16 protein-coding genes and 1 pseudogene are annotated in these 19,486 nt (G+C 60.6%); 7 read left to right on the forward strand and 10 right to left on the reverse strand.

Features of this window, described 5'->3' with window-relative positions:
- The first annotated feature begins 16 nt into the window (after positions 1-16).
- Entirely contained in the window at positions 17-1,849 is a 1,833-nt protein-coding gene (gene ggt, locus ORL50_RS19555; RefSeq protein ID WP_266017348.1) for a gamma-glutamyltransferase, read from the forward strand.
- A gap of 18 nt (positions 1,850-1,867) precedes the next feature.
- On the opposite strand, the gene ORL50_RS19560 is transcribed toward ggt, so the two are convergent.
- The 4 genes and pseudogenes from ORL50_RS19560 to ORL50_RS19570 all read right to left on the reverse strand — a co-directional run bounded on the left by ORL50_RS19560 (position 1,868) and on the right by ORL50_RS19570 (position 5,279).
- Complete coding sequence (locus ORL50_RS19560) at positions 1,868-2,467, reverse strand: flavin reductase family protein (RefSeq protein WP_266017349.1); 600 nt, start codon at positions 2,465-2,467, stop codon at positions 1,868-1,870.
- Positions 2,468-2,521: 54 nt separating this feature from the next.
- Positions 2,522-3,130 carry a methyl-accepting chemotaxis protein gene (locus ORL50_RS29145; RefSeq protein ID WP_416236037.1) on the reverse strand — a complete coding sequence of 203 codons (609 nt, stop codon included), beginning with the start codon at positions 3,128-3,130 and terminating at the stop codon, positions 2,522-2,524.
- Positions 3,110-3,838, reverse strand: a pseudogene (locus tag ORL50_RS29150) (PAS domain-containing protein); the annotation flags it as partial. The pseudogene ORL50_RS29150 and the gene ORL50_RS29145, both read right to left, overlap by 21 nt.
- Before the next feature lie 127 nt (positions 3,839-3,965).
- On the reverse strand, positions 3,966-5,279 hold the full coding sequence (locus tag ORL50_RS19570) for an MFS transporter (RefSeq protein ID WP_266017351.1): 1,314 nt from the start codon (positions 5,277-5,279) through the stop codon (positions 3,966-3,968).
- A gap of 202 nt (positions 5,280-5,481) precedes the next feature.
- Between ORL50_RS19570 and ORL50_RS19575 the strand changes: the two genes are divergently transcribed.
- Together ORL50_RS19575 and ORL50_RS19580 are read left to right on the forward strand one after the other, a co-directional pair.
- A complete protein-coding gene (locus ORL50_RS19575; RefSeq protein ID WP_266017352.1) occupies positions 5,482-6,900 on the forward strand; it encodes a short-chain fatty acid transporter in 1,419 nt (472 codons plus the stop codon).
- A 174-nt stretch (positions 6,901-7,074) separates the two neighbouring features.
- The gene (locus tag ORL50_RS19580) at positions 7,075-8,244 is read left to right on the forward strand and encodes a hypothetical protein (RefSeq protein ID WP_266017353.1); all 1,170 of its coding nucleotides are present in this window, start codon (positions 7,075-7,077) and stop codon (positions 8,242-8,244) included.
- 12 nt (positions 8,245-8,256) lie between these two features.
- On the opposite strand, the gene can is transcribed toward ORL50_RS19580, so the two are convergent.
- On the reverse strand, positions 8,257-8,892 hold the full coding sequence (can, locus tag ORL50_RS19585) for a carbonate dehydratase (protein ID WP_266017355.1): 636 nt from the start codon (positions 8,890-8,892) through the stop codon (positions 8,257-8,259).
- 141 nt (positions 8,893-9,033) lie between these two features.
- Here can and ORL50_RS19590 point away from each other — a divergent pair, with 141 nt between their 5' ends.
- Positions 9,034-9,438 carry a serine kinase/phosphatase gene (locus ORL50_RS19590; protein WP_266017356.1) on the forward strand — a complete coding sequence of 135 codons (405 nt, stop codon included), beginning with the start codon at positions 9,034-9,036 and terminating at the stop codon, positions 9,436-9,438.
- 114 nt (positions 9,439-9,552) lie between these two features.
- On the opposite strand, the gene rimI is transcribed toward ORL50_RS19590, so the two are convergent.
- Together rimI and ORL50_RS19600 are read right to left on the reverse strand one after the other, a co-directional pair.
- Positions 9,553-10,005, reverse strand: coding sequence for a ribosomal protein S18-alanine N-acetyltransferase (gene rimI, locus ORL50_RS19595; protein ID WP_046030107.1), 453 nt, complete (start codon positions 10,003-10,005; stop codon positions 9,553-9,555).
- Entirely contained in the window at positions 9,998-10,738 is a 741-nt protein-coding gene (locus tag ORL50_RS19600) for an energy transducer TonB (RefSeq protein ID WP_266017372.1), read from the reverse strand. The genes rimI and ORL50_RS19600 overlap by 8 nt, the downstream gene beginning before the upstream one ends.
- Positions 10,739-10,944: 206 nt before the next feature.
- Here ORL50_RS19600 and mksB point away from each other — a divergent pair, with 206 nt between their 5' ends.
- The 3 genes from mksB to mksF are packed head-to-tail and all read left to right on the forward strand — an operon-like array spanning position 10,945 to position 15,750.
- On the forward strand, positions 10,945-12,222 hold the full coding sequence (gene mksB, locus ORL50_RS19605; RefSeq protein ID WP_266017357.1) for an Mks condensin complex protein MksB: 1,278 nt from the start codon (positions 10,945-10,947) through the stop codon (positions 12,220-12,222).
- Positions 12,212-12,913, forward strand: a complete 702-nt coding sequence (gene mksE / locus ORL50_RS19610; protein WP_266017358.1) for an Mks condensin complex protein MksE — start codon at positions 12,212-12,214, stop codon at positions 12,911-12,913. Before mksB ends, mksE begins: the two co-directional genes overlap by 11 nt.
- A complete protein-coding gene (gene mksF / locus ORL50_RS19615) occupies positions 12,910-15,750 on the forward strand; it encodes an Mks condensin complex protein MksF (protein WP_266017359.1) in 2,841 nt (946 codons plus the stop codon). The genes mksE and mksF overlap by 4 nt, the downstream gene beginning before the upstream one ends.
- A gap of 74 nt (positions 15,751-15,824) precedes the next feature.
- On the opposite strand, the gene ORL50_RS19620 is transcribed toward mksF, so the two are convergent.
- The 3 genes from ORL50_RS19620 to ORL50_RS19630 are packed head-to-tail and all read right to left on the reverse strand — an operon-like array spanning position 15,825 to position 19,390.
- Positions 15,825-18,128: a PqiB family protein gene (locus ORL50_RS19620; RefSeq protein ID WP_266017360.1), complete on the reverse strand. Its 2,304-nt coding sequence runs from the start codon at positions 18,126-18,128 to the stop codon at positions 15,825-15,827.
- Positions 18,121-18,744 carry a paraquat-inducible protein A gene (locus ORL50_RS19625; RefSeq protein WP_266017361.1) on the reverse strand — a complete coding sequence of 208 codons (624 nt, stop codon included), beginning with the start codon at positions 18,742-18,744 and terminating at the stop codon, positions 18,121-18,123. Before ORL50_RS19625 ends, ORL50_RS19620 begins: the two co-directional genes overlap by 8 nt.
- Entirely contained in the window at positions 18,731-19,390 is a 660-nt protein-coding gene (locus tag ORL50_RS19630) for a paraquat-inducible protein A (RefSeq protein ID WP_266017374.1), read from the reverse strand. Before ORL50_RS19630 ends, ORL50_RS19625 begins: the two co-directional genes overlap by 14 nt.
- Between the last annotated feature and the right edge of the window lie 96 nt (positions 19,391-19,486).

The raw sequence follows: 19,486 nt of genomic DNA on the forward strand, positions 1-19,486 counted from the left end.
GGACGGAGTGCCCATCGTGTCCCCTGCTTCCCACTTGAACCGCAATCGACTGTCGGCGCTGGCACTGATTGCCGCTGCGCTGACCCTGGGCGCTTGCAATGCCCCGCCGACTTCGACGCTGCCCCTCGCGCCGGAAAGCGCCTCAGGTTATCGCAGCGACCTGCAAACTCGTTATGCCACCCGGCATATGGCCGCAGCGGCAAACCCACTGGCCGCCGAGGCCGGACGGGAGATGTTGCGCCAGGGCGGTTCGGCCATCGACTCGGCGATCGCGATGCAGGCAGTGTTGACCCTGGTCGAGCCGCAGTCTTCCGGCATCGGCGGTGGCGCGTTGATTGTGTTGTGGGATGGCAAGGCCGTGCGCACTTATGACGGTCGCGAAACTGCGCCGGCCGGTGCCAGCGAGAAACTATTCCTGCAAGCCGATGGCAAGCCGATGCCGTTTACCCAGGCGCAGATCGGCGGGCGGTCGGTGGGCACACCGGGCGTGTTGCGCGCTCTCGAGCTGGCGCACCGCAAACATGGACGCCTGCCTTGGGCAACCCTGTTCGAGCCCGCGATCAAACTTGCAGAACAAGGCTTCGCGATTTCTCCGCGCCTGCACCAGTTGATCGCCGCGGACTCCTCCATGCGGCGCTCACCGGAGATGATGGCGTACTTCATGAATGCCGACGGCAGCCCGAAGGCTGCAGGAACGCTGCTGAAGAATCCGGCACTGGCGGCCGTGTTGAAACGCATCGCCAAGGAAGGTCCTGACGCCTTGTACAAAGGCGCAGTGGCCGAGGAGATAGTCGCCAAGGTGCAGGGCCATGCGAATCCGGGGAGCTTGTCGCTGAATGATCTGCAAGCCTACCAGGCCAAGGAGCGCCAGCCGCTGTGCACCGACTACAAGCGCTGGCAGGTATGCGGCATGCCACCGCCTTCATCGGGTGGAGTCGCCATCGCGCAGATCCTTGGCACACTCAACGCCCTGCAAGCCCGTGATCCGAGCCTGGCCCTGGCAACCATGAAACCCCGCAAGAGCTCCGCGGCGGCTGGCATCGAGCCCGCTCCTGAAGCCGTGCACCTGATTTCCGAGGCCGAGCGCCTGGCCTATGCCGATCGCGCGCAATACCTGGCCGACGCTGATTTTGTCCCGGTCCCCGTCCAGGGACTGCTGGATCCGGGTTATCTGGCCAGCCGCGCCGCGCTGATCGGCGAGCGCAGCATGGGCACGGCCCAACCTGGCACACCTGCGGGGATCCAGGTCGCCTATGCACCAGACCGCTCGCCTCTGCGCATCTCCACCTCGCAAGTGGTGGCCGTCGATGACCAGGGTGGCGCGGTCTCCATGACCACCACCGTGGAATCAGCTTTCGGTTCGCACCTGATGGTGCAAGGTTTCCTGCTGAACAACCAGATGACCGACTTCTCGTTCATCCCCGAAGAAAACGGCCAGAAAGTCGCCAACCGTGTCGAGCCGGGCAAGCGCCCCCGTTCTTCAATGGCGCCAACGCTGATCTTCGATCGCGCCAGCGGCGAGTTCCTGGCCACCCTCGGCTCGCCGGGCGGCTCCCAGATCATCGAGTACGTCGCCAAGTCGACCATCGGCCTGCTCGACTGGAACCTCGATGCGCAGACGGCCATCAACCTGCCCAATTTCGGCAGCCGCAACGGCCCGACGGAGCTTGAACGAGGGCAGTTCAGCAACGAACTGATCCAGGCGCTCAAGGATAAGGGACATAGTGTGAACGAGATCGACATGACCAGCGGCACCCAGGCGATTGTCCGGGTCAGGGATGCGCAGGGCAAAGCCTCTCTGGCAGGCGGCGCCGACCCACGACGGGAGGGGCAAGCGTTGGGGGATTGAGTTGGCCGGGGGGCTGACTCAAACTGCCAGAACCTTCCCATCCACCGGATCACCGATCTTCAGGAAATGCCCACCCGCCACGTGATGCAGGGTGCGTAACTCATCCTGCCCTTCGAAGTGCCAGCGGCCATCGCTGAACACTCGCTCATCGGCTTGGGCGGCGATGACTTCGGCAAGGAACAGGTCGTACTGCTGGTGATTGCCAGGCTCCGGCAGCAGTCGACATTCCAGCCAGGCAACGCAGCCTTCCAGCATCGGCGCGGCAACCAGTTCGCCGCTAAATGTCTGCAGGTTGTAGGCGTGGAATTTGTCCTGGCCGTGGGCCTGGGAAATTTCCAGTCCGGATGTAGAACCCACGGTCTGGACGATGTCGGCCTGGGCGGCGCAAGGCACGTTCAGGACGAAGGTGCCTGAGGCTTCCAGCAGCTGTCGGGTCCAGGTGGACTTGTCCAGCACCACGGCGATTTTCGGTGGCTCGAAATCCAGAGGCATTGCCCAGGCAGCGGCCATGATATTGCGCTGGCCATCGTGGGCGGCGCTGACCAGTACGGTCGGCCCGTGATTGAGCAGGCGATAGGCCTTGTTCAAGGGGACGGGCCGGCGATGGGAAGCGTGCATGCTATGTGCTCCTGGAGAAAACCCCGATTGTAGCGGGATACGCGTCGCGCCGGCTCAGTTCGCCAACTGGTTGGCGAACTGCCCTACGGCGTCTACCACCTTCTGCGCGCCGTCCTGGATCTCGACAATCACCGAGCCCGCCTCCGCCGCCAGCGCCAGCCCCTGCTCAGCCTGAAGCTTGCCTTCGGTCATCAGGGTGACCGCGTGACGCGCCATATCCTGGTTCTGGCGCACCACGCCGACGATTTCATCAGTGGCCTGGCTGGTCCGCGATGCCAACTGCCGCACCTCGTCCGCCACCACGGCAAAGCCGCGACCCTGCTCGCCTGCCCGGGCCGCTTCAATGGCGGCGTTGAGCGCCAGCAGGTTGGTCTGCTCGGCAATGCCGCTGATGGTCTTGACGATGCTGCCGATGACCAGCGACTGGTCGTTCAGCGCCTCAATGCCCTCGCCAGCGGTTTGCATGTGCCTGGCCAGGTCACGCATCACCTCGACGGCCTGGGTGACCACCGCATTCCCGCGCTGCGCACTGTCGTCAGTCTGCCGCGAGGTGCTATAGGCGATGTTGGCCGCCTCGGCGACAGCTTGCTCCTGGTTGACCTGATCGGTGATCACGGTGGCGAACTTGACCACTTTGTACAGCTTGTCGTTGGCATCGAGCACGGGGTTGTAGGAAGCTTCCAGCCAGACCGTACGACCGTGGCTGTCGATGCGCTTGAATCGATCAGCCACGAACTCGCCAGCATTCAGCCGCCGCCAGAAAGCCTGGTAAGCGGCGCTTGAGGACTCGTCCGGTGTGCAGAACATCCGGTGATGTTTGCCCTTGATCTGCGCGAGGCTGTAGCCCATGCCGCTGAGAAAGCGGTCGTTGGCCGCCAGTACGTTGCCATTGAGGTCAAACTCGATCACCGCCGTCGAACGCACCAAGGCGCCGATCAGGTTCTCATGTTCCCGGGACGCCTCGATGGTGCGAGTCAGGTCACTGGAAAAAATCGAGAAGTGCCTGATGCGCCCATCCGCCGAGCGTATTGGCTGCATGATCGAGCGCAACCACGCTTCCTCGCCATTACCCCGCAGCAGGCGCACCGCCCCGGCAAAGTGCTCGCCACGCTGCAGCGCCGTCTTGAAGCGGTGATGGAATTCGTCGGATTTGACATGGACCGGGATGAGATCTTCGATGTGCCGACCGCTCAGATCCTGCCCCTTGTAGCGCATTTCGTCGATGAAGTTCTGATTGACCGACAGGATCCGCCCCTCGATATCCAGGGTCAGGACCAGCATCTCGCTTTCCAGGCTTTCCTTCACTTGCTGAAGGCTGGAAAGTTCTTCACGAAGAGCCGACAGCTCCTGCTTCAAGCGTTTATTGAACATGGAATGCACCGATGGACAGGGTAGAAAGCGAAATGCAGCCTAGCCATCGGCCTCGGAAATATTTTCTGAAGAGCTGTGCAGTGTTGTCCTACAAAAATAGTTGCGCCGGGTGCGAGGCCTCCCTCGATTACACGGCGCCCGTCGCCGCGCAGTTGCCGACCCGCGGCATCCGCGCACCGAAATACGCCGCACTGGCGACGCCCACCACGCCCATCACTGCGCTGAAAATCACACAGATCCATGGACTCCAGGGCATCAACCCGATCAGCAACAACGGGGTGATACTGGCCCATGCGGCATAGGCAATGTTGTAGGTGAAGGAAATTCCCGAAACACGAATACGCGCCGGAAACAGCCCAACCATCACCGACGGCACTGCGCCGACCACGCCGCAACACAAGCCGGCAATGGCGTACGCCAGGCCAATCCAGCTACCGCCGTTGATCAGGCAGGCATAGAGCACGGTAATGCCCAGCGGCAGCAGCAGGCTGTAGAGCATGACGGTACGCCAGGCTCCGATGCGATCCACCAGGACTCCGGCGATCACGCAACCAATGTTCAGGAAGACAATGCCCAGGGCACTGAGCCCGAAGGTGTGGCTGGCGGTCATGCCGAACGTTTTCTGCATCATGGTCGGGGTGATGACCACGAACACCACCACCGCCGAGGTCAGCACACAAGTCAGGATCATCGCCGGCAGCATGGCCAGGCGATGTTCGCGCAGGACCGTGCGCAACGGCAGTTCGACCGCAGCTTCGCGCTTGGCCTGCATAGCCATGAACACCGGGGTTTCGCTGAGCCAGCGGCGCAACCAGACGCCAATCACCCCAAACACCCCTCCCAGCAGGAACGGATACCGCCAGGCGTAATCGAGGATTTCCGCAGGGGTGAACATCTGCGCCAGGAACGTCGCCGCCAGCGCGCCGATCAGATAGCCGAAGGTCAGCCCTGCCTGCAGGAAACCCAGCGCATACCCACGATGGCCGACCGGGGCGTGCTCGGCGACAAAGACCCAGGCGCTCGGCACTTCACCGCCTACGGCCGCCCCTTGCAGGATGCGCAGGGCCAGTAACAGCAGCGGCGCGAAATAACCGATCTGGGCGTAGGTCGGCATGATCCCGATCAGCAGGCACGGTAGCGCCATCATCAGGATGCTCAGGCTGAAGACCTTCTTGCGCCCCAGCCGGTCGGCGAAGTGCGCCATCAGGATGCCGCCCAATGGCCGCGCCAGGTAACCGGTGACGAAGATCCCGAAGCTTTGCAGCAGGCGCAGCCACTCCGGCATTTCCGGCGGGAAAAACAGCTGGCTGAGGGTCAGGGCGAAAAATACGAAAATGATGAAATCGTAGATTTCCAGCGCCCCGCCCAGGGCTGCAAGGCCGAGGGTCTTGTAGTCCGAACGAGTGAACGGCGCCGGGCGCACATCGGTTTGGGCTGTCATGAAAAAGCACTCTGGCACGGGCAAAAATTCAAGGCGCCCATGGTCTACGCAAATTGCTCTGCGGACAACCCGTTAGACCAAAGTCCCAAAGCGGTAAAAGTTGGTCACAAAAAAACAGCGTTTGATTTACTGTTGGCACCTGACCGGACGGGCCTTTGCGGCCCGGAACAACACGATAATCATAAAAATTCGAGGTTCTCCCGTGGCCGCAGAAATCGACGATAGCCGCTATGCCCGCTTTGCCCTGCGCTGCTCAAGCTTTGCCGAACGCTGGTTCCCCGACTCCTGGGTGTTCGCCGCACTGGCGGTGATCATCGTCGCCCTTGCCACCATGGCGATGGGCGCCAAGCCGACCGATGCCGCCATGGCCTTCGGTGATGGCTTCTGGAGCCTGATTCCATTCACCATGCAGATGGCTTTCGTGGTGATCGGTGGCTACGTAGTCGCCAGCTCACCACCCGCCGTGAAACTGATCGACCGCCTGGCACGCATCCCGAAAAATGGTCGCTCCGCGGTCGCCTGGGTCGCACTGATTTCCATGGTTGCGTCATTGCTGAACTGGGGACTGTCCCTGGTATTTGGTGGCTTGCTGGTACGCGCCCTCGCCCGCCGCACCGATCTGAAGATGGATTACCGCGCTGCCGGCGCCGCAGCCTACCTGGGGCTCGGGGCAGTATGGGCGCTGGGCCTGTCGTCATCGGCGGCGCAGTTGCAGGCCAACCCCGCCAGCCTACCACCCTCGATCCTGTCGATCACTGGGGTCATCCCTTTCACCGAAACCATCTTTCTCTGGCAGTCCGGCGTGCTACTGCTGGCTCTGATCATTATTTCACTGATCATTGCCTACGCCACCGCTCCTGGCCCCAATACGGCCCGTGACGCCAAAGCCTGCGGCATCGACCCGAGCTTCAATCTGCCGCCGCTGCAACCGCGCACCCGTCCCGGCGAGTGGCTCGAACACAGCCCGCTGCTGACGATCCTGCTGGTGCTGCTGGCCGCCGGCTGGCTGTTCCATGAATTTTCGACCAAGCCGGCGATCAGCGCGATCTCCGGACTCAACACCTACAACTTCCTGTTCATCATGCTGGGCGCCCTGCTGCACTGGCGTCCGCGCAGTTTCCTTGATGCGGTATCGCGGGCCGTGCCCACCACCACCGGGGTGCTGATCCAGTTTCCGTTGTATGGCTCGATCGCCGCACTGATGACTACCGTCAAGGGCACTGATGCCCAGACCCTGGCGCACCATATTTCGACCTTCTTCGTCAGCATCGCGTCCCACGATACCTATGCGCTGCTGATGGGCGTGTACTCGGCGATCCTCGGTTTCTTTATTCCGTCCGGAGGCGGCAAGTGGATCATCGAAGCGCCCTATGTCATGCAGGTGGCTACCGACCTCAACTACCATCTGGGCTGGGCAGTGCAGATCTACAATGCTGCCGAAGCGTTGCCTAACCTGATCAACCCCTTCTACATGCTGCCACTGCTGGGAGTGCTGGGCCTGAAGGCGCGAGACCTGATCGGGTTTTCGTTCGTGCAACTGCTGGTGCACACGCCACTGGTGCTGTTTCTGCTGTGGGCATTGGGGACGACGCTGACCTACACGCCGCCTGTGATGCCCTGAATGCTGCTGGGTGCACCTGTCTCGGCAGGTGTATCCAGACTTGTTCGGTGGAAAACTCCTACTCAGCTGCTCGCCATCCCCTGACATTAATCCAAGGGACGGCTGACATCGCTGCAGCGATGGCTGCAGTAGACTTCGCCCACTCCGCAGTCACAGGCTTAAAAGGATCTGAGCATGCTAAAACGCGCAGGACTTACCCTCGCAGCCCTCACCCTGAGTGCCGCCGCCCACGCCGATGTCGACCTGAAGCTGGGCAGTACCGAACGCGTCACCCGCCTATTTGCTTACCCCAACAATTGCAGCGTTATCTGCTTTCGCAACTGGACGCTGGAGCAGACCGTCGAGCACTACCTGAACCAGAGTGTGCAGCGCGATGGCTACACCACGGCGAAGGTGCGGGTTAAAACCGATAACGACCAGCTGTATGCGCAAATCAGCGGCGTGCCTGCCGGCTACCAGAAACCCCTGGAGGCCCTGCTCGACGCCGGAGACCTTGCCTGGTCCGGTGCGAACAAACTGAACGACGATGGCAAGTGGGCATACAACTGGTCGCTGTTCCTGCCATTGGGAATGGCATTGAACAATCGCAAAAGTATCGAACTGCTGCACTTTCCGCCGGATTATTCGCTGACCCAGGCTCAGGATTACCTGCGCTCGGCGACCACCGATCGTTGGGCCACGCTGCTGACCGCCAACGGTATCCCTGCGACGCAGACTCCGGGCTACCAGACCATCATCGACATCGCCCCGATTGCGGCACCTGCCACTGCCGGCAAGGACCTGGAGGGCGTTTACAATTACTTCACCGCCTACCAGACCACCATGGTCAAGGAACTGAGCCGCAATGCCAGCGGCGCTGCATTACCGATGGTCGCGTTTGGTGCGCCGGTGCGCAGCTGGATCAAGGCGCAATACGGCCCCACCGTGAACGTGCTGGGGCTGGCGACAATCAGTCCGAACGCCGGGGCAAAAGTGCCCGTGCTGGGCGCCAATCATCCGAGCTACATCTGGTATGCGGCGAACCCCGCAGCCTACTCCGGCAAGGATGCCCAGGCTAAGGCTGATGCGGCAGGGCTGAAGGTCATGGGGCAGGATTTGAGCGCGGCGTGCTGGCAGGCCGGCATGGGCAGTGCGCCCGGCAGGGACCCGGCGGCGCAACTGAAAAACTGTACCCAGACCTGGCAAGTCGCCCGCAAGGAAAAAACCTGCGAGCTGTTTTATACCTCGATCCGCAACCTGCCCCCGGCACAGGCCATCACCAAATGCGCATCGGCGCCGCTAAAGTCCCAGCTCCAACAGCTGAAGACTTCGGCGCCTATCGCGGCGCTAGGCCGGGCGCTGTAGACGCGAGCCGCGTTACAGCGGACGCAGTCGGTACTGTGGCGGCAACTGCTCGAAACCACTGATGGTCGCGTTCAGGCTTTTCCAGCGACCATCCTTGATGCCGTAGATGCACCCGTGGATCGACAGTTTCTGCCCGCGATGCCAGGCGTTTTGCACAATGCTGGTGTGGCCGACGTTGGCCACCTGCTGGATCACGTTCAACTCGCAGAGGCGATCGACTCGTTCTTCTTCAGTCGGCAGCTGCGCCAGTTCTTCACGCTTTTCGTAGTACAGGTCACGAATCGAACGCAGCCAGCCGTCGATCAGGCCCAACTGGCGGTCCTGCATCGAAGCTCGCACGCCGCCACAACCATAGTGGCCGGTAACAAGGATGTGCTTGACCTTGAGCACGTCCACCGCGTACTGAATCACCGACAGACAGTTCAGGTCGGTATGCAGCACCACGTTCGCCACGTTGCGATGGACGAACAGGTCGCCGGGCAGCATGCCAACGATTTCGTTCGCCGGCACCCGGGCGTCGGAGCAACCGATCCATAGGTACTCTGGCGTCTGTTGGCGAGCCAGCTTGGAGAAGAAGTCCGGATCTTCCTGTTTGATCGCTTCAGCCCAGCGTTCGTTGTTATCAATCAGATCTTGTAATTCGTTCATGCTGTAGAGCCTCAAGAATGGTGCGCTTGTATGACAGACAACCACCCGTCGGGGTCACGCGCTTGATGCAAGTAAGGTCGGTGGAATTCTCGCCAGCCCTGTGGGTCCACCCTAGTAAGGCCCACAGTATGAGGAAATACCATGACTGATTCACGACGTCCTTTCGATGCGGCGCAGCCCGAGCCCATCGATGACAACGAAGACCGCATGGGTTCGATGCATGAGCTGGATTTTGACGACGAAGAACCCAGCGCCCGGATCGGCGACGAATTGCCAGCCGCCGAGCGCGAGCAGCTGATGCCAGCTGAGCGGGTACGGGAGGCCGGCATGACTGGAGCCTCCACTGCCGATCATGAACCTACGGATGATGACATGAGTCCGGAAACCCTGATCCTTGAAGACGGTGCGCGGGACGCCCGGGAAGCAGGTGAAGAGGGCCAGGCGGATTGGGACCTGAGCATCGTCGATGAAGATGAGATCGGCGGTGGCAATGGACTGGATGAGGCGGAACTGGCGCAGCGGGATCCGCTGGACGGGAATCGTTGATTTCCCAGATTCACTGAGCGCTCCCTGTAGGAGCTGCCGCAGGCTGCGATCTTTTGATTTTAAAACAAGATCAAAAGATCGCAGCCTGCGGCAGCTCCTACAGGAAATCTGTGGTCAATCGACCAGTGTGCAGGCCATAACTACCGCATCTTCCCTGCCGCCAACCGCAGGATAATAATCCCGACGCCGCCCAATCTCGTTAAACCCATACCGCTCATACAACCGAAACGCCGAACGATTACTGTCCCGCACTTCCAAGAAGCACTCCCGCGCCTCAGCCTTGTAGGCAATCGACATCAGGTGCTCCAGCAACGTCAGGCCCAGGCCACGCCCTTGGTTTTCCGGCTTGACCGTGATGTTCAACAGGTGCGCTTCATCAAGAATGATCTGCACCACGCCGTGACCAACCTGTTGCTGGCCTTCAAACATCAGCCAGATCTGGTACTTGCCGAGCCCATCAAGAAAAATCCCGCGAGTCCACGGATGGCTGTAAGCCGCATATTCGATCTTCAATACAGCGTCCAGGTCCGCCTCGGTCATGGGGCGAAACGATACAGCGTCACTCATTTGGTTCTTTCCAGCGCGCCATCAGCCGGCGCATGGCTTGCCAGACATCAGCCTTACGCTGTGGCTCTTCCATTAATAATTCCAGGCCCGGCAGGGCCCAGACCGAGCCCAGGCCTTCGATCTGAAGTTCACGGTTGAACGATTCGGCGTTTTCCTCGCCGGCGAAACGTACGGCCGGCAGACCGATCAGCCACACGCAGACGCACGGCGCGTCCTCCAGTCGAGCCGACAGGAAACCCTGCACGAAATCACGGGCAGCTTCAGGGCCCTGATCCATGGTGCCCCGGGCCAGTAGCGGCCAGCGCACGGGGTCGCCGACTATTTGCGGGCTGTCTGGCAGGCCGGCGGCGCGCAACATGTCCTTGAGCAGCAGATAGGCGGGATCGCGCGTTTGAAATGTTTCACCTGTGGGTAACTCGACCAGCAGCAGGCAGCGACCGGCGCGCAGCAACTGCAGGGCGAAGCGCGGTGGTGGCACGACCGGGGGCTTGGCCACGACGGGCGCCACCACTTCTTCGACCTTTGCATCCGTGCGTGTGCTGGCCAGCGAAGGCCGTGGCACCTCGATCTTCACCCGCTCGGCGGGCTTGGCCTGAGGCTCGACGGGCACTTCAGCCACCTCGGCCGGTGCCATTGGAGCAACAACCAGAGGTTCTGGCGTCTCCAGCAGTTCGAGCCGCGACGGCGCGGCAAAGGGCAATTCGGTGCGCGGCAGCCAGTTGACCACCTGCATGGCGGTCAAATAAGCGCGGCGACGGGACTCGATAAGCAAAGGTCAGCCACTTGTGGATAACTAAGGTGCGCCGATTCTACCGCCCTTCTCGCAAGATCGCCCGCGCTTGATCGACAGAATGCCGACTGTCCGTCCCGAGAGTTAATCGCAATGAGCGTGATGCAGTACAATCGCTGCTTTTATTCGCCAACCAGCCGGCCATTCCGATGATCGAACCCAAGCGCGTCTTGCGCGCCCTCGCTGAACACTGGGCACTTCTGGAGCCACTGTGCGAGCACTTCGACCAGGGCACCTTGAGCCTCAACGAACTGCGCACGCAACTCGGTGCCCAGCAACTGGACAGTACGCCGCAGGACATCACCAGCCTGCTGGACGTGTGGATTCGCCTCGACATCCTGGTACCCGTGGCGAAAAGCCCGAACCGTTTCGAGCTCAACGCGCAAATTCACGACTTTCTGGCTTACCTTCGTCGTGAGCACCGTCTGGGCCTGTGCCTGGAAATCGAAGCCTACTTGCGCCACCTCGAACGCCTGGCCGGTTATATCCAGGACGCGTTCGACATTCGCGACGGCCACGACCTCGCTCGCCAATTGCGCTTGCTGGACATGCGCGTGCGCGACGTGTTGAAGAAACTCGCCAACGACGAACAGGCGCTGGTGGCCGTCGCCGAACGCGCCAAGACCAGCGACCGGCAGATTCCGCTGCGCCAGCGTTACGCTGAAGTGTTGGCGACCTGGGACGAATACGTCGAGCCGATGATCCAGCTGGTCAATGCCGACGGCGCTTTCGAGCAAGGAGTGCGCAAGGTCGAGAATGTCCTGCTGAAGATGCTCACCGAGCAGCAGCGGCTTGGCCACCTGGTCGACGATGACATGTTGCTGCGCACCCACGCGCGCATCCTCGAAATGCAGACCAGCGCCCAACTGACCCTGCGTCACGCCCGCGAACTGCTGCTGCCGTTGCGCGAAGAGGCCCGACGGCACAACGCCGTTACCCGCGGCGCGGCGCTGGCCTTGTCGGCGATCCGACGCAAAGGCCTGGACGCAGTGCCGCAAGCGGCGATGCCGATGTTTACCCGCCCGCAAAGCACCTTCCTCGGTAGCGCCAGTCAGGTCGAAGCCTACGTTTATGCGCTGGCCCGTTTCGAACCGAAACCGGCGCGCTTCCCCAAGGCTCACAAAACCCAGAAAGGCGAAGCCCCGCGTGCGCCACGCACCGTTCGCGAAATGCTCGAGCGCTGCGAAGACGCCCTGCCGATGCCAGACCTGATGTCCTGGTTGTTGGAGCAGGAACCGGACGGCGCCACCGACGAGTTGCTGTACTGGTTCTCGCGCCTGTCGCGTGAAAAACGCTTCAAGCGCGAGCGTCTGGAACGCCGCGATTACCACACTCATGAGCACCAGGTCAGCCTGCGCTCCTTCGCCCTGCTCTCGGCTGGTGATAGCACCCCCGAGGATTCTGCGAGCATGCCAAATGCATCTTGATCTATCCGAACTGTCCCAACTGGCGCCGATCTTTCGCGAGCTGTTCAAGGGTTACCACGTCAGCCGCCGCGATCCTGAGCTGTACGCGCAGCTGTCGAACTTTCAGGACCAGTACCGCACGCTGTTCAAGGCCCTGGGTTTTGAGCTGGTCTGCGATACCCGTGGCTTCTATTACTTCGTCCCGGACCTGGCCGCCGCTGCGGTGAACAAGACTGCCCAGCGTCTGGCGCTGTTCACCTTCATCCTGGTGGAGCACCTGGCCGACCAGGGCCGCGACCCGATCGCCGTACTCGACGGTGGCAGCCTGGGCCGGGATGAATTGCCGTCGCTACTGGAAAAGTACCGTGACCTGTTTATCCAGGCCGAAGTCCAGACCGTTGAAGAACTCGAAGAAAAAATCATGCGCCGCATGACCCAGCTCGGCTTCGCCGGCGAAGAAAACGGCGTCTACCGCTTCCTGCCGCCTATGCATCGCTTCCTCGATGTCTGCCTGTCAGTGCAGCAGGACCGCGACCTCGCGGCCAGCCTGCACAGCGTGTTGCCGCTGCCGGTCCCCGTGCTGATCGATGACGACAGCGATGAAAAGCTGCTGCAAACCGATGATCCACTGGATCTGACCGACTTCGAAGAAGAAAGCGAAGAAGAAGCCATGGCCCGCGCCATCGCCGAAGAACAGGAGACCGACGCATGAGCAAGGAACGCTACGGCATTCGCCGCTTCGCCCTTTTGAATACCGCCGGCTACAGCCTCGGCCTGTTCCCGCTGGAAGAGCCGCTATCGGTCTACGGCGCGAACAACCTCGGTAAATCCGCCTCGATCAACGCCCTGCAGTTCCCGATCCTGGCGCGTATGTCGGACATGAGTTTCGGCAAGTACAGCCTGGAACAGTCCCGGCGTTTCTACTTCGCCTCGGACACCAGCTATATCCTCGTGGAAGTGTCCCTGCCCCATGGCCCCCACGTTATTGGCGTAGTCGGTCGCGGCCCGGGCGGTGGTTTTGGTCACCAGTTCTTTGCCTACGCCGGCAAACTGGACCTGGCGCATTACCAGAAAAACGACACCTGCCTGCGTCAGAAAGAGCTGTTCACCAACCTCGAGCGCGAAGGCCTGAAAGCCTACGAACTGAAGCCGGACGAACTGCGCCGCTTGCTGGTGGGTGGTCACACCTCGATTCCGCTGGACCTGACCCTGATTCCACTGCGCTCCACCAGTGAACAGAGCCTGAAGACTTTCCGCGCGCTGTTCATCAACCTGCTGCACATGCGCGAAATCACGGCGGCCAAGCTCAAGCAGCTGTTTCTTGATGCGTTCGAACATAGTCTGCGCTCCGGTAGCGTGGACTATATTGCGGCGTGCGAAGAAGCGTTCCGCGATGTGCGCCGCATGGAGCAGGACTACAACTCGCTGGTCACCGCCGGTCCGTTGGTCGAAGCCCTTGCGGCCGGCGTAACCCAGCGCAACATCCTGCGCGGCAAACTGCATCGCATTTCGCCACTGCTCGACTCGCTGCTGGGTACCTGGTCGGACTACGCCAGTGCCCGCAAGGAAGAGCTGACCATCCAGGCCGAGCACTACCGCAACGAACAGGACTCGCTGCAAAACGATCAGCGCGGCGGGACTCAGGAGCTGATGCGCCTGGAACGGGAAATTTCCGGCATCCAGCGCTGGCTGGGTGAGTTGTCGGTGCTGAAGAATCGCTTTGCCCTGGTCGATGACGTCAAGGTCCTCGAGCAGCAGTTGCTGGCAGCCAAGGATGCGCACGACGAACTCGCCGGCGCGCTGGCTCAGTCGCGCCAGTTCAGTGCCGAAGACCTCGAAGAGCGTCTGCGCGACCTGGAAAAACGCCTGAAGTCGGTCAAGCAGCAGCTCGATCATGCCGACAACAACAGCTACGCCCGTCTGCGCGAGGAGTTCTCGCAACAGGACGTCGAGCGCCTGATGCGCTTGTTCAACAGCGCACTGTTCAGCCTGCCACTGGGTGAACACGGTATTGCACTGGACGAAGACGGCCAGTGGGTCAAATCCATGGAGCTGATCCTGGATGGCTTCAAGGGCGAGCGTTTCGAAGTGCCTGGCTTGTCCATCGACCTGTCACACATCGAGCCGCCGGCCCTGCAAGCCCTGGCTGACCGCGCAGCATTGCGCGACCAGAAAGAGCGTCTGGAAAAAGAACTCAAGCAACTTAAAACCCAGGCGGCCGTAGCCGCCGACCGCGCCGCGAGCAAGACGCAGACCGAAGCGCTGTACCAGCAAGTGCTGGATGCGCAAAAGGCTCTGGAAGATTTCCGTCGCGCGCAAACCCTGAGCGCCGAGGAAGGCGACAAGCTGGAACAGCTGGCCCAGATGGAAGCCGCGCAGGAGGAGTTGAAACGCTCCAGCGATGCGTTCACCGAGCGAGTCCAGCAACTGTCCGCCAAGCTGCAATTGGTCGGGCGCCAGATCGGCGACATGGAAGCCAAACAGCGCACCCTCGACGATGCCTTGCGCCGGCGTCAGCTGTTGCCTGCGGACCTGCCGTTTGGTACGCCGTTCATGGACCCGATCGACGATTCCATGGACAACCTGTTGCCACTGCTCAATGACTATCAGGACAGCTGGCAGGGACTGTTGCGCAGCGACGGGCAGATCGATGCGCTCTACGCCCAGGTGCGCCTCAAGGGCGTCGCCAAGTTCGACAGCGAAGACGACATGGAGCGGCGTCTGCAGTTGCTGATCAATGCTTACGCACATCGCACCGACGAAGCGTTGACCCTGGGCAAGGCCCGTCGCGCGGCGGTCACTGACATCGCGCGGACCCTGCGTAATATCCGCAGCGACTACGACAGCCTCGAACACCAACTGGCCCTGTTCAACCGCGAGATCAACAAGCGTCAGGTCTCCAACCTGCAGAGCTTCCGCATCGTGCTCGCGCCGAACAAGGAAGCTTTGAAACACATCGACCAGATTATCCACAGCGCCGGCCAATACGAAGAAGGCGAAACACTTTCCGTATTCGATCTGAGCCAGAGCGCTGACCAGGACAACAAGAACGAAGAAGCCAAGGAGTATCTGGCGCGCCTGGTTGCCGCCAATCACAACCAGCTTGGTCTCAAGGACTTGTTCGAACTGGCATTCGAGATCACCAAGGTCAACGGTCAACCGGTGATCCACACGGACATCGACGGCGCGGCGTCCAATGGCACCACCATGACCATCAAGGCGCTGACCAACATGTACTTGTTGCTGCACTTGATGGATCGCGACCAAGCCGGCCGGGTACGCCTGCCCTACTACCTCGATGAGGCGGCAGACATCGATGAGAAGAACCAGGCTGCACTGCTGGAAACCAGCCTGCAACTGGGCTTCGTGCCGATCCTGGCGAGTGTCAAACCACAGGTTTGCGCCAGTGTTGCCATCGACCTGGAAGGCGGTAGCGGGCCTAACGGGATCTACATTGACGAGGCGGACTGGAAGTACATTCGCCGCCACGACGAAGTGAAGCCTGTGATCAATGTTGCAGCGGATGAACCGGAGCTGGATGCAGTCTGATCCGGTTTAATCCGAGGCAATGAAAAAGGCCGCGATCCAATGGACCGCGGCCTTTTTTGTGGGCGATTTTCTTGCTACTTACCGATCGCGATCTTCGGCGCCCAGGTCAGCCATTCATCTTCGAATTTATCGAACAACGGGAACGTCTGTTCCGCACGCGCCGCATTACCCATGCGGTCACCCTCCGGGGTCGCGAACGCGATGCCACCCTGGATCAGCGTTTCCAAGGATTCGGTGCGCATGGTCGCCCCCTTGAACAGCCCATAGTCGAATCCGAAGCCGCTTGAGTTCCAGAACCGCGTACCGCTGCGCACCAGCGGCGCGTACTTGGGTTCGATCAGGATGTGGATCAGCACACGATCCGCTGTCTGGCCCAATTCGTACCCGGTGACTTTGCCCACCGTTACTTCACGATAGGTAACCGGTACGCCGATTTTCAACGACCCACGGCGAGCCGCACTCAACACCAGGCTCAAGCCAGGCTCGACCTTGGCTATTTCCGGTGGGGAGGACAACGCCACGAAACTCTTCTGTGGTCCCTGGCTCTTCGCCGCGGGCTGCACTTCGATGTATTGACCGGTCACGAGGGTTTCCAGGTTCGAAGTCTTGATCAGCCCCAATTCCGGCTTGACCACCCAGAATTGACTGCCGACCCGGGCGATACGCTCCGGCACCTCGGTGATGCGCGCGGTGAGCACCACTGACTGCAGGTCATCAGTAAGATCGACGTCTTCGATCTTGCCAACATCGAGGCCCTTGAACCGTACGGGAGTACCCGTGCGCAAACCATCGGCGCGGTCGACCTTGATGGTCACGACGGTGCCTTTCTGGTTGGCCGCGTCGTGGTCGGGGAACAGACGGAACCGGGGGATGCGTTTCTGCAGCGGCGCTTTGGCTTCCGGGGTTTCGAAAGCAATCCCACCGGCCATCAGGCTTTGCAGTGACTCGCTCTTGACCTGGATACCACCGGTCAGCCCACCTGTGAGAGTCACGCCGCTGGCATTCCAGAATCGGCTCGATGCATTGACCAGGCCTTCGTATTCCTTCTCGATGTGAACACCGATTACCAGCTGCTTACGGGTTTTGGAGAACTGATAGCTCTGGACCGAACCGACCTTCACTTGCTTGTACAGAATCGGGCTGCCGACCTCCAGCGAGCCGAGGTTTTCGGTAAACAGCACCAGGTGCAACCCGGGTGAGCGCAGATCCAGCGGCGGCGCCTTGGGCCGCGCGACGAATTCACGCTGCGGCGCAGCACCTTTGTCGCCTGGGCGAATGGCAATGTAGTTACCCTTCACCAACGCTTCCAGACCAGTGATGCCCGCGAGCGAGATCGAGGGTTTGACCACCCAGAACTGAGTACCATCGACCAGATAGTCTTCTGCCAGCGGATCGAGGGTCAATTCAGCAGTGGCCGCCGTCAGGTCAGGATCAACCTTGAGCGCCTTCAAGTTGCCGACCTGGATTCCTTTGTACATGACCGGCGTGCGACCGGCCTGCAAACCTTCGAAGTCGCTGAGCTTGACCTTGATGCGAATGCCGGCTGCGGCAGCGTCAAAATCTTCGTAGAGCCGGAATGGCAGACTTGGATCGGTCGGCGGACTGTCCTTGCGGTTCTCCGGGGTAGCAAAGGCAATACCACCGGCGACGATGCTGGCCAGGGATTCGCTGCGCACTTTCACCCCGGAGAGGTTGGCGTCGATGCTGATGCCACTGGCGTTCCAGAAACGCGTGTGTTTACGCACCAGGTTGGCATAGGTGGGCTCGATGAATACCTTGAGCTCGACAGTGCTCTGATCTTCAGACAGCAGGTAGCTTTTCACCTGGCCGACCTTGATCTGTTTGTAGAACACCGGGCTGCCACGGTTGAGTGAGCCGAGGCGATCCGCCTTGATGGTCAGGTGCAGGCCCGGCTTGGCATCAGACAGCGGTGGCTCTTCGGCCAACGCCTTGAACTTGCGCGTAGGCTCGCCTTCCCCCGGGCTGATCGCGACATAGTTACCCGATACCAAAGTCTCAAGACCAGTGATGCCAGCCAGGGTGACGCTCGGCTTGACCAGCCAGAAGCGCGTGCTGGTGCGCAGGTACTGCTCGACATCCTTGTTCATCTCGACAGTGGCAATCACGCCTTTGGATGCGCCCTCGTCGTCGAGTTTCAGGGTCTTGACCTTGCCCACCGACATGCCTTTGTAGACTACCTCGGTCTTGTTGGCCTGAATGCCTTCGCCACTCTCAAACCGCACCTGAACCTCGATGCCAGTTTCGTTATAGGCTCGCCAGCCGAGCCAGCCGCCGATGATCAGGGCAATCAGGGGTAATACCCAGATAGCCGACCAGTTCGAGGCCGGTCGGGTTTTAGCTGTAGGCAAATCAGTCATGGTCGTCGTCCGACTCCGTGTTATCCCAAATCAGTCGGGGATCGAAAGTAACTGCGGCAAGCATCGTCAGAATCACCACACTGGCGAAGGCGATGGCGCCAAGATTGGCTTCGACGCTGGCAAGCCGTCCGAAATTCACGACCGCCACGAGGATGGCGATCACGAAGATATCGAGCATCGACCAGCGGCCAATGAATTCGATAAAGCGATACATCAGAATGCGTTGGCGAGCCGACAGCGGCTGGCGGCGTTGTACCGAAAACAACAGCAATGCGATGCCTACCAGTTTGAAGGTAGGCACGACGATACTTGCAATGAACACCACTGCGGCAATCGGAATCATGCCGTGCTGAACCAGTTGGATCACCCCGGACATGATGGTGCTGGGATCGCCCTGCCCCAAGGAAGTAACCGTCATGATGGGCAATACATTGGCGGGGATGTACAAAATCGCGGCAGTGATCAACAGCGCCCAGGTTCGCACCAGGCTGTTCGGGCGACGTTCGTGTACCAGCGCACCACAGCGCGTGCAGACCTGTTCGTCGGTGTCAGCATCCTGCCTGTTCAACTCATGGCATTCGGTGCAAATCAGAATGCCCGCATCAATCGCCCGCATGGGCATCCTCTCCTGATAGAGCCTGCCAGATCTGATGCGGTGACATCACCACTTCCAGCCAGACCTGGACCAACAACAAACTGATGAAACATGCCAGGCCAAGCCCGACGGTAATCGCTGCCATATCTGCCAGCTTTACTATCGCGACCAGCACACCCATGAGGTAGACCTCAAGCATGCCCCAGTCGCGTAAATGGTGATAAATTCGATATAGCAACAAGCCGTAACTGCGGCCAACATCAAAGCGGATGCTCAACAACACCGCCAGCTGGCAGAGCAATTTGAGCAGCGGAATGGCCATGCTGCACAGGAATACAACGACAGAGACGCCTTGCATGCCAGTGTCGAACAACCCTACAACCCCAGTCCAGACGGTGTCTTGTGAAGACTGCCCGAGTAGATTGAGCTCCATGATGGGTAAAAAGTTCGCCGGGATAAATAACAGTAGAGCGGCGATCACCAGGGCGAGGCTACGCTGCACGACATTATGCCGGTGCGCGTAGAGCTCGTAGCCACAACGAGGACACAGTGCTTTCTCGCCATGGGCGAGCTGCGGCTTGCGCATCAAGAGGTCGCACTCGTGACAGGCTACCAAGTCGCCCAGCGGTAATTCTGACAGCCCGGGGGCGTCAACCGAATCTGGCATCAAGGCTCTGGCCTCCGAAATAGTTGGGCCCATTCTAGGGTCCTGGACTGAAAATAACTGTGCCTATTTGTGCTGCAAACAGTTGCTTTTGTTCCA

The organism is Pseudomonas sp. RIT-562, from assembly GCF_026241895.1.
GTDB lineage: Bacteria > Pseudomonadota > Gammaproteobacteria > Pseudomonadales > Pseudomonadaceae > Aquipseudomonas > Aquipseudomonas mandelii_F.

What these genes read in the sequence shown, in the direction of transcription:
- ORL50_RS19560 (WP_266017349.1), bottom strand. Translation starts at nt 2,467, where the DNA reads ATGCACGCTTCCCATCGCCGGCCCGTCCCCTTGAACAAGGCCTATCGC.
- ORL50_RS19570 (WP_266017351.1), bottom strand. Translation starts at nt 5,279, where the DNA reads ATGACAGCCCAAACCGATGTGCGCCCGGCGCCGTTCACTCGTTCGGAC.
- ORL50_RS19580 (WP_266017353.1), top strand. Translation starts at nt 7,075, where the DNA reads ATGCTAAAACGCGCAGGACTTACCCTCGCAGCCCTCACCCTGAGTGCC.
- can (WP_266017355.1), bottom strand. Translation starts at nt 8,892, where the DNA reads ATGAACGAATTACAAGATCTGATTGATAACAACGAACGCTGGGCTGAA.
- ORL50_RS19590 (WP_266017356.1), top strand. Translation starts at nt 9,034, where the DNA reads ATGACTGATTCACGACGTCCTTTCGATGCGGCGCAGCCCGAGCCCATC.
- rimI (WP_046030107.1), bottom strand. Translation starts at nt 10,005, where the DNA reads ATGAGTGACGCTGTATCGTTTCGCCCCATGACCGAGGCGGACCTGGAC.
- ORL50_RS19600 (WP_266017372.1), bottom strand. Translation starts at nt 10,738, where the DNA reads ATGCAGGTGGTCAACTGGCTGCCGCGCACCGAATTGCCCTTTGCCGCG.
- mksB (WP_266017357.1), top strand. Translation starts at nt 10,945, where the DNA reads ATGATCGAACCCAAGCGCGTCTTGCGCGCCCTCGCTGAACACTGGGCA.
- mksE (WP_266017358.1), top strand. Translation starts at nt 12,212, where the DNA reads ATGCATCTTGATCTATCCGAACTGTCCCAACTGGCGCCGATCTTTCGC.
- mksF (WP_266017359.1), top strand. Translation starts at nt 12,910, where the DNA reads ATGAGCAAGGAACGCTACGGCATTCGCCGCTTCGCCCTTTTGAATACC.
- ORL50_RS19620 (WP_266017360.1), bottom strand. Translation starts at nt 18,128, where the DNA reads ATGACTGATTTGCCTACAGCTAAAACCCGACCGGCCTCGAACTGGTCG.
- ORL50_RS19625 (WP_266017361.1), bottom strand. Translation starts at nt 18,744, where the DNA reads ATGCGGGCGATTGATGCGGGCATTCTGATTTGCACCGAATGCCATGAG.
- ORL50_RS19630 (WP_266017374.1), bottom strand. Translation starts at nt 19,390, where the DNA reads ATGCCAGATTCGGTTGACGCCCCCGGGCTGTCAGAATTACCGCTGGGC.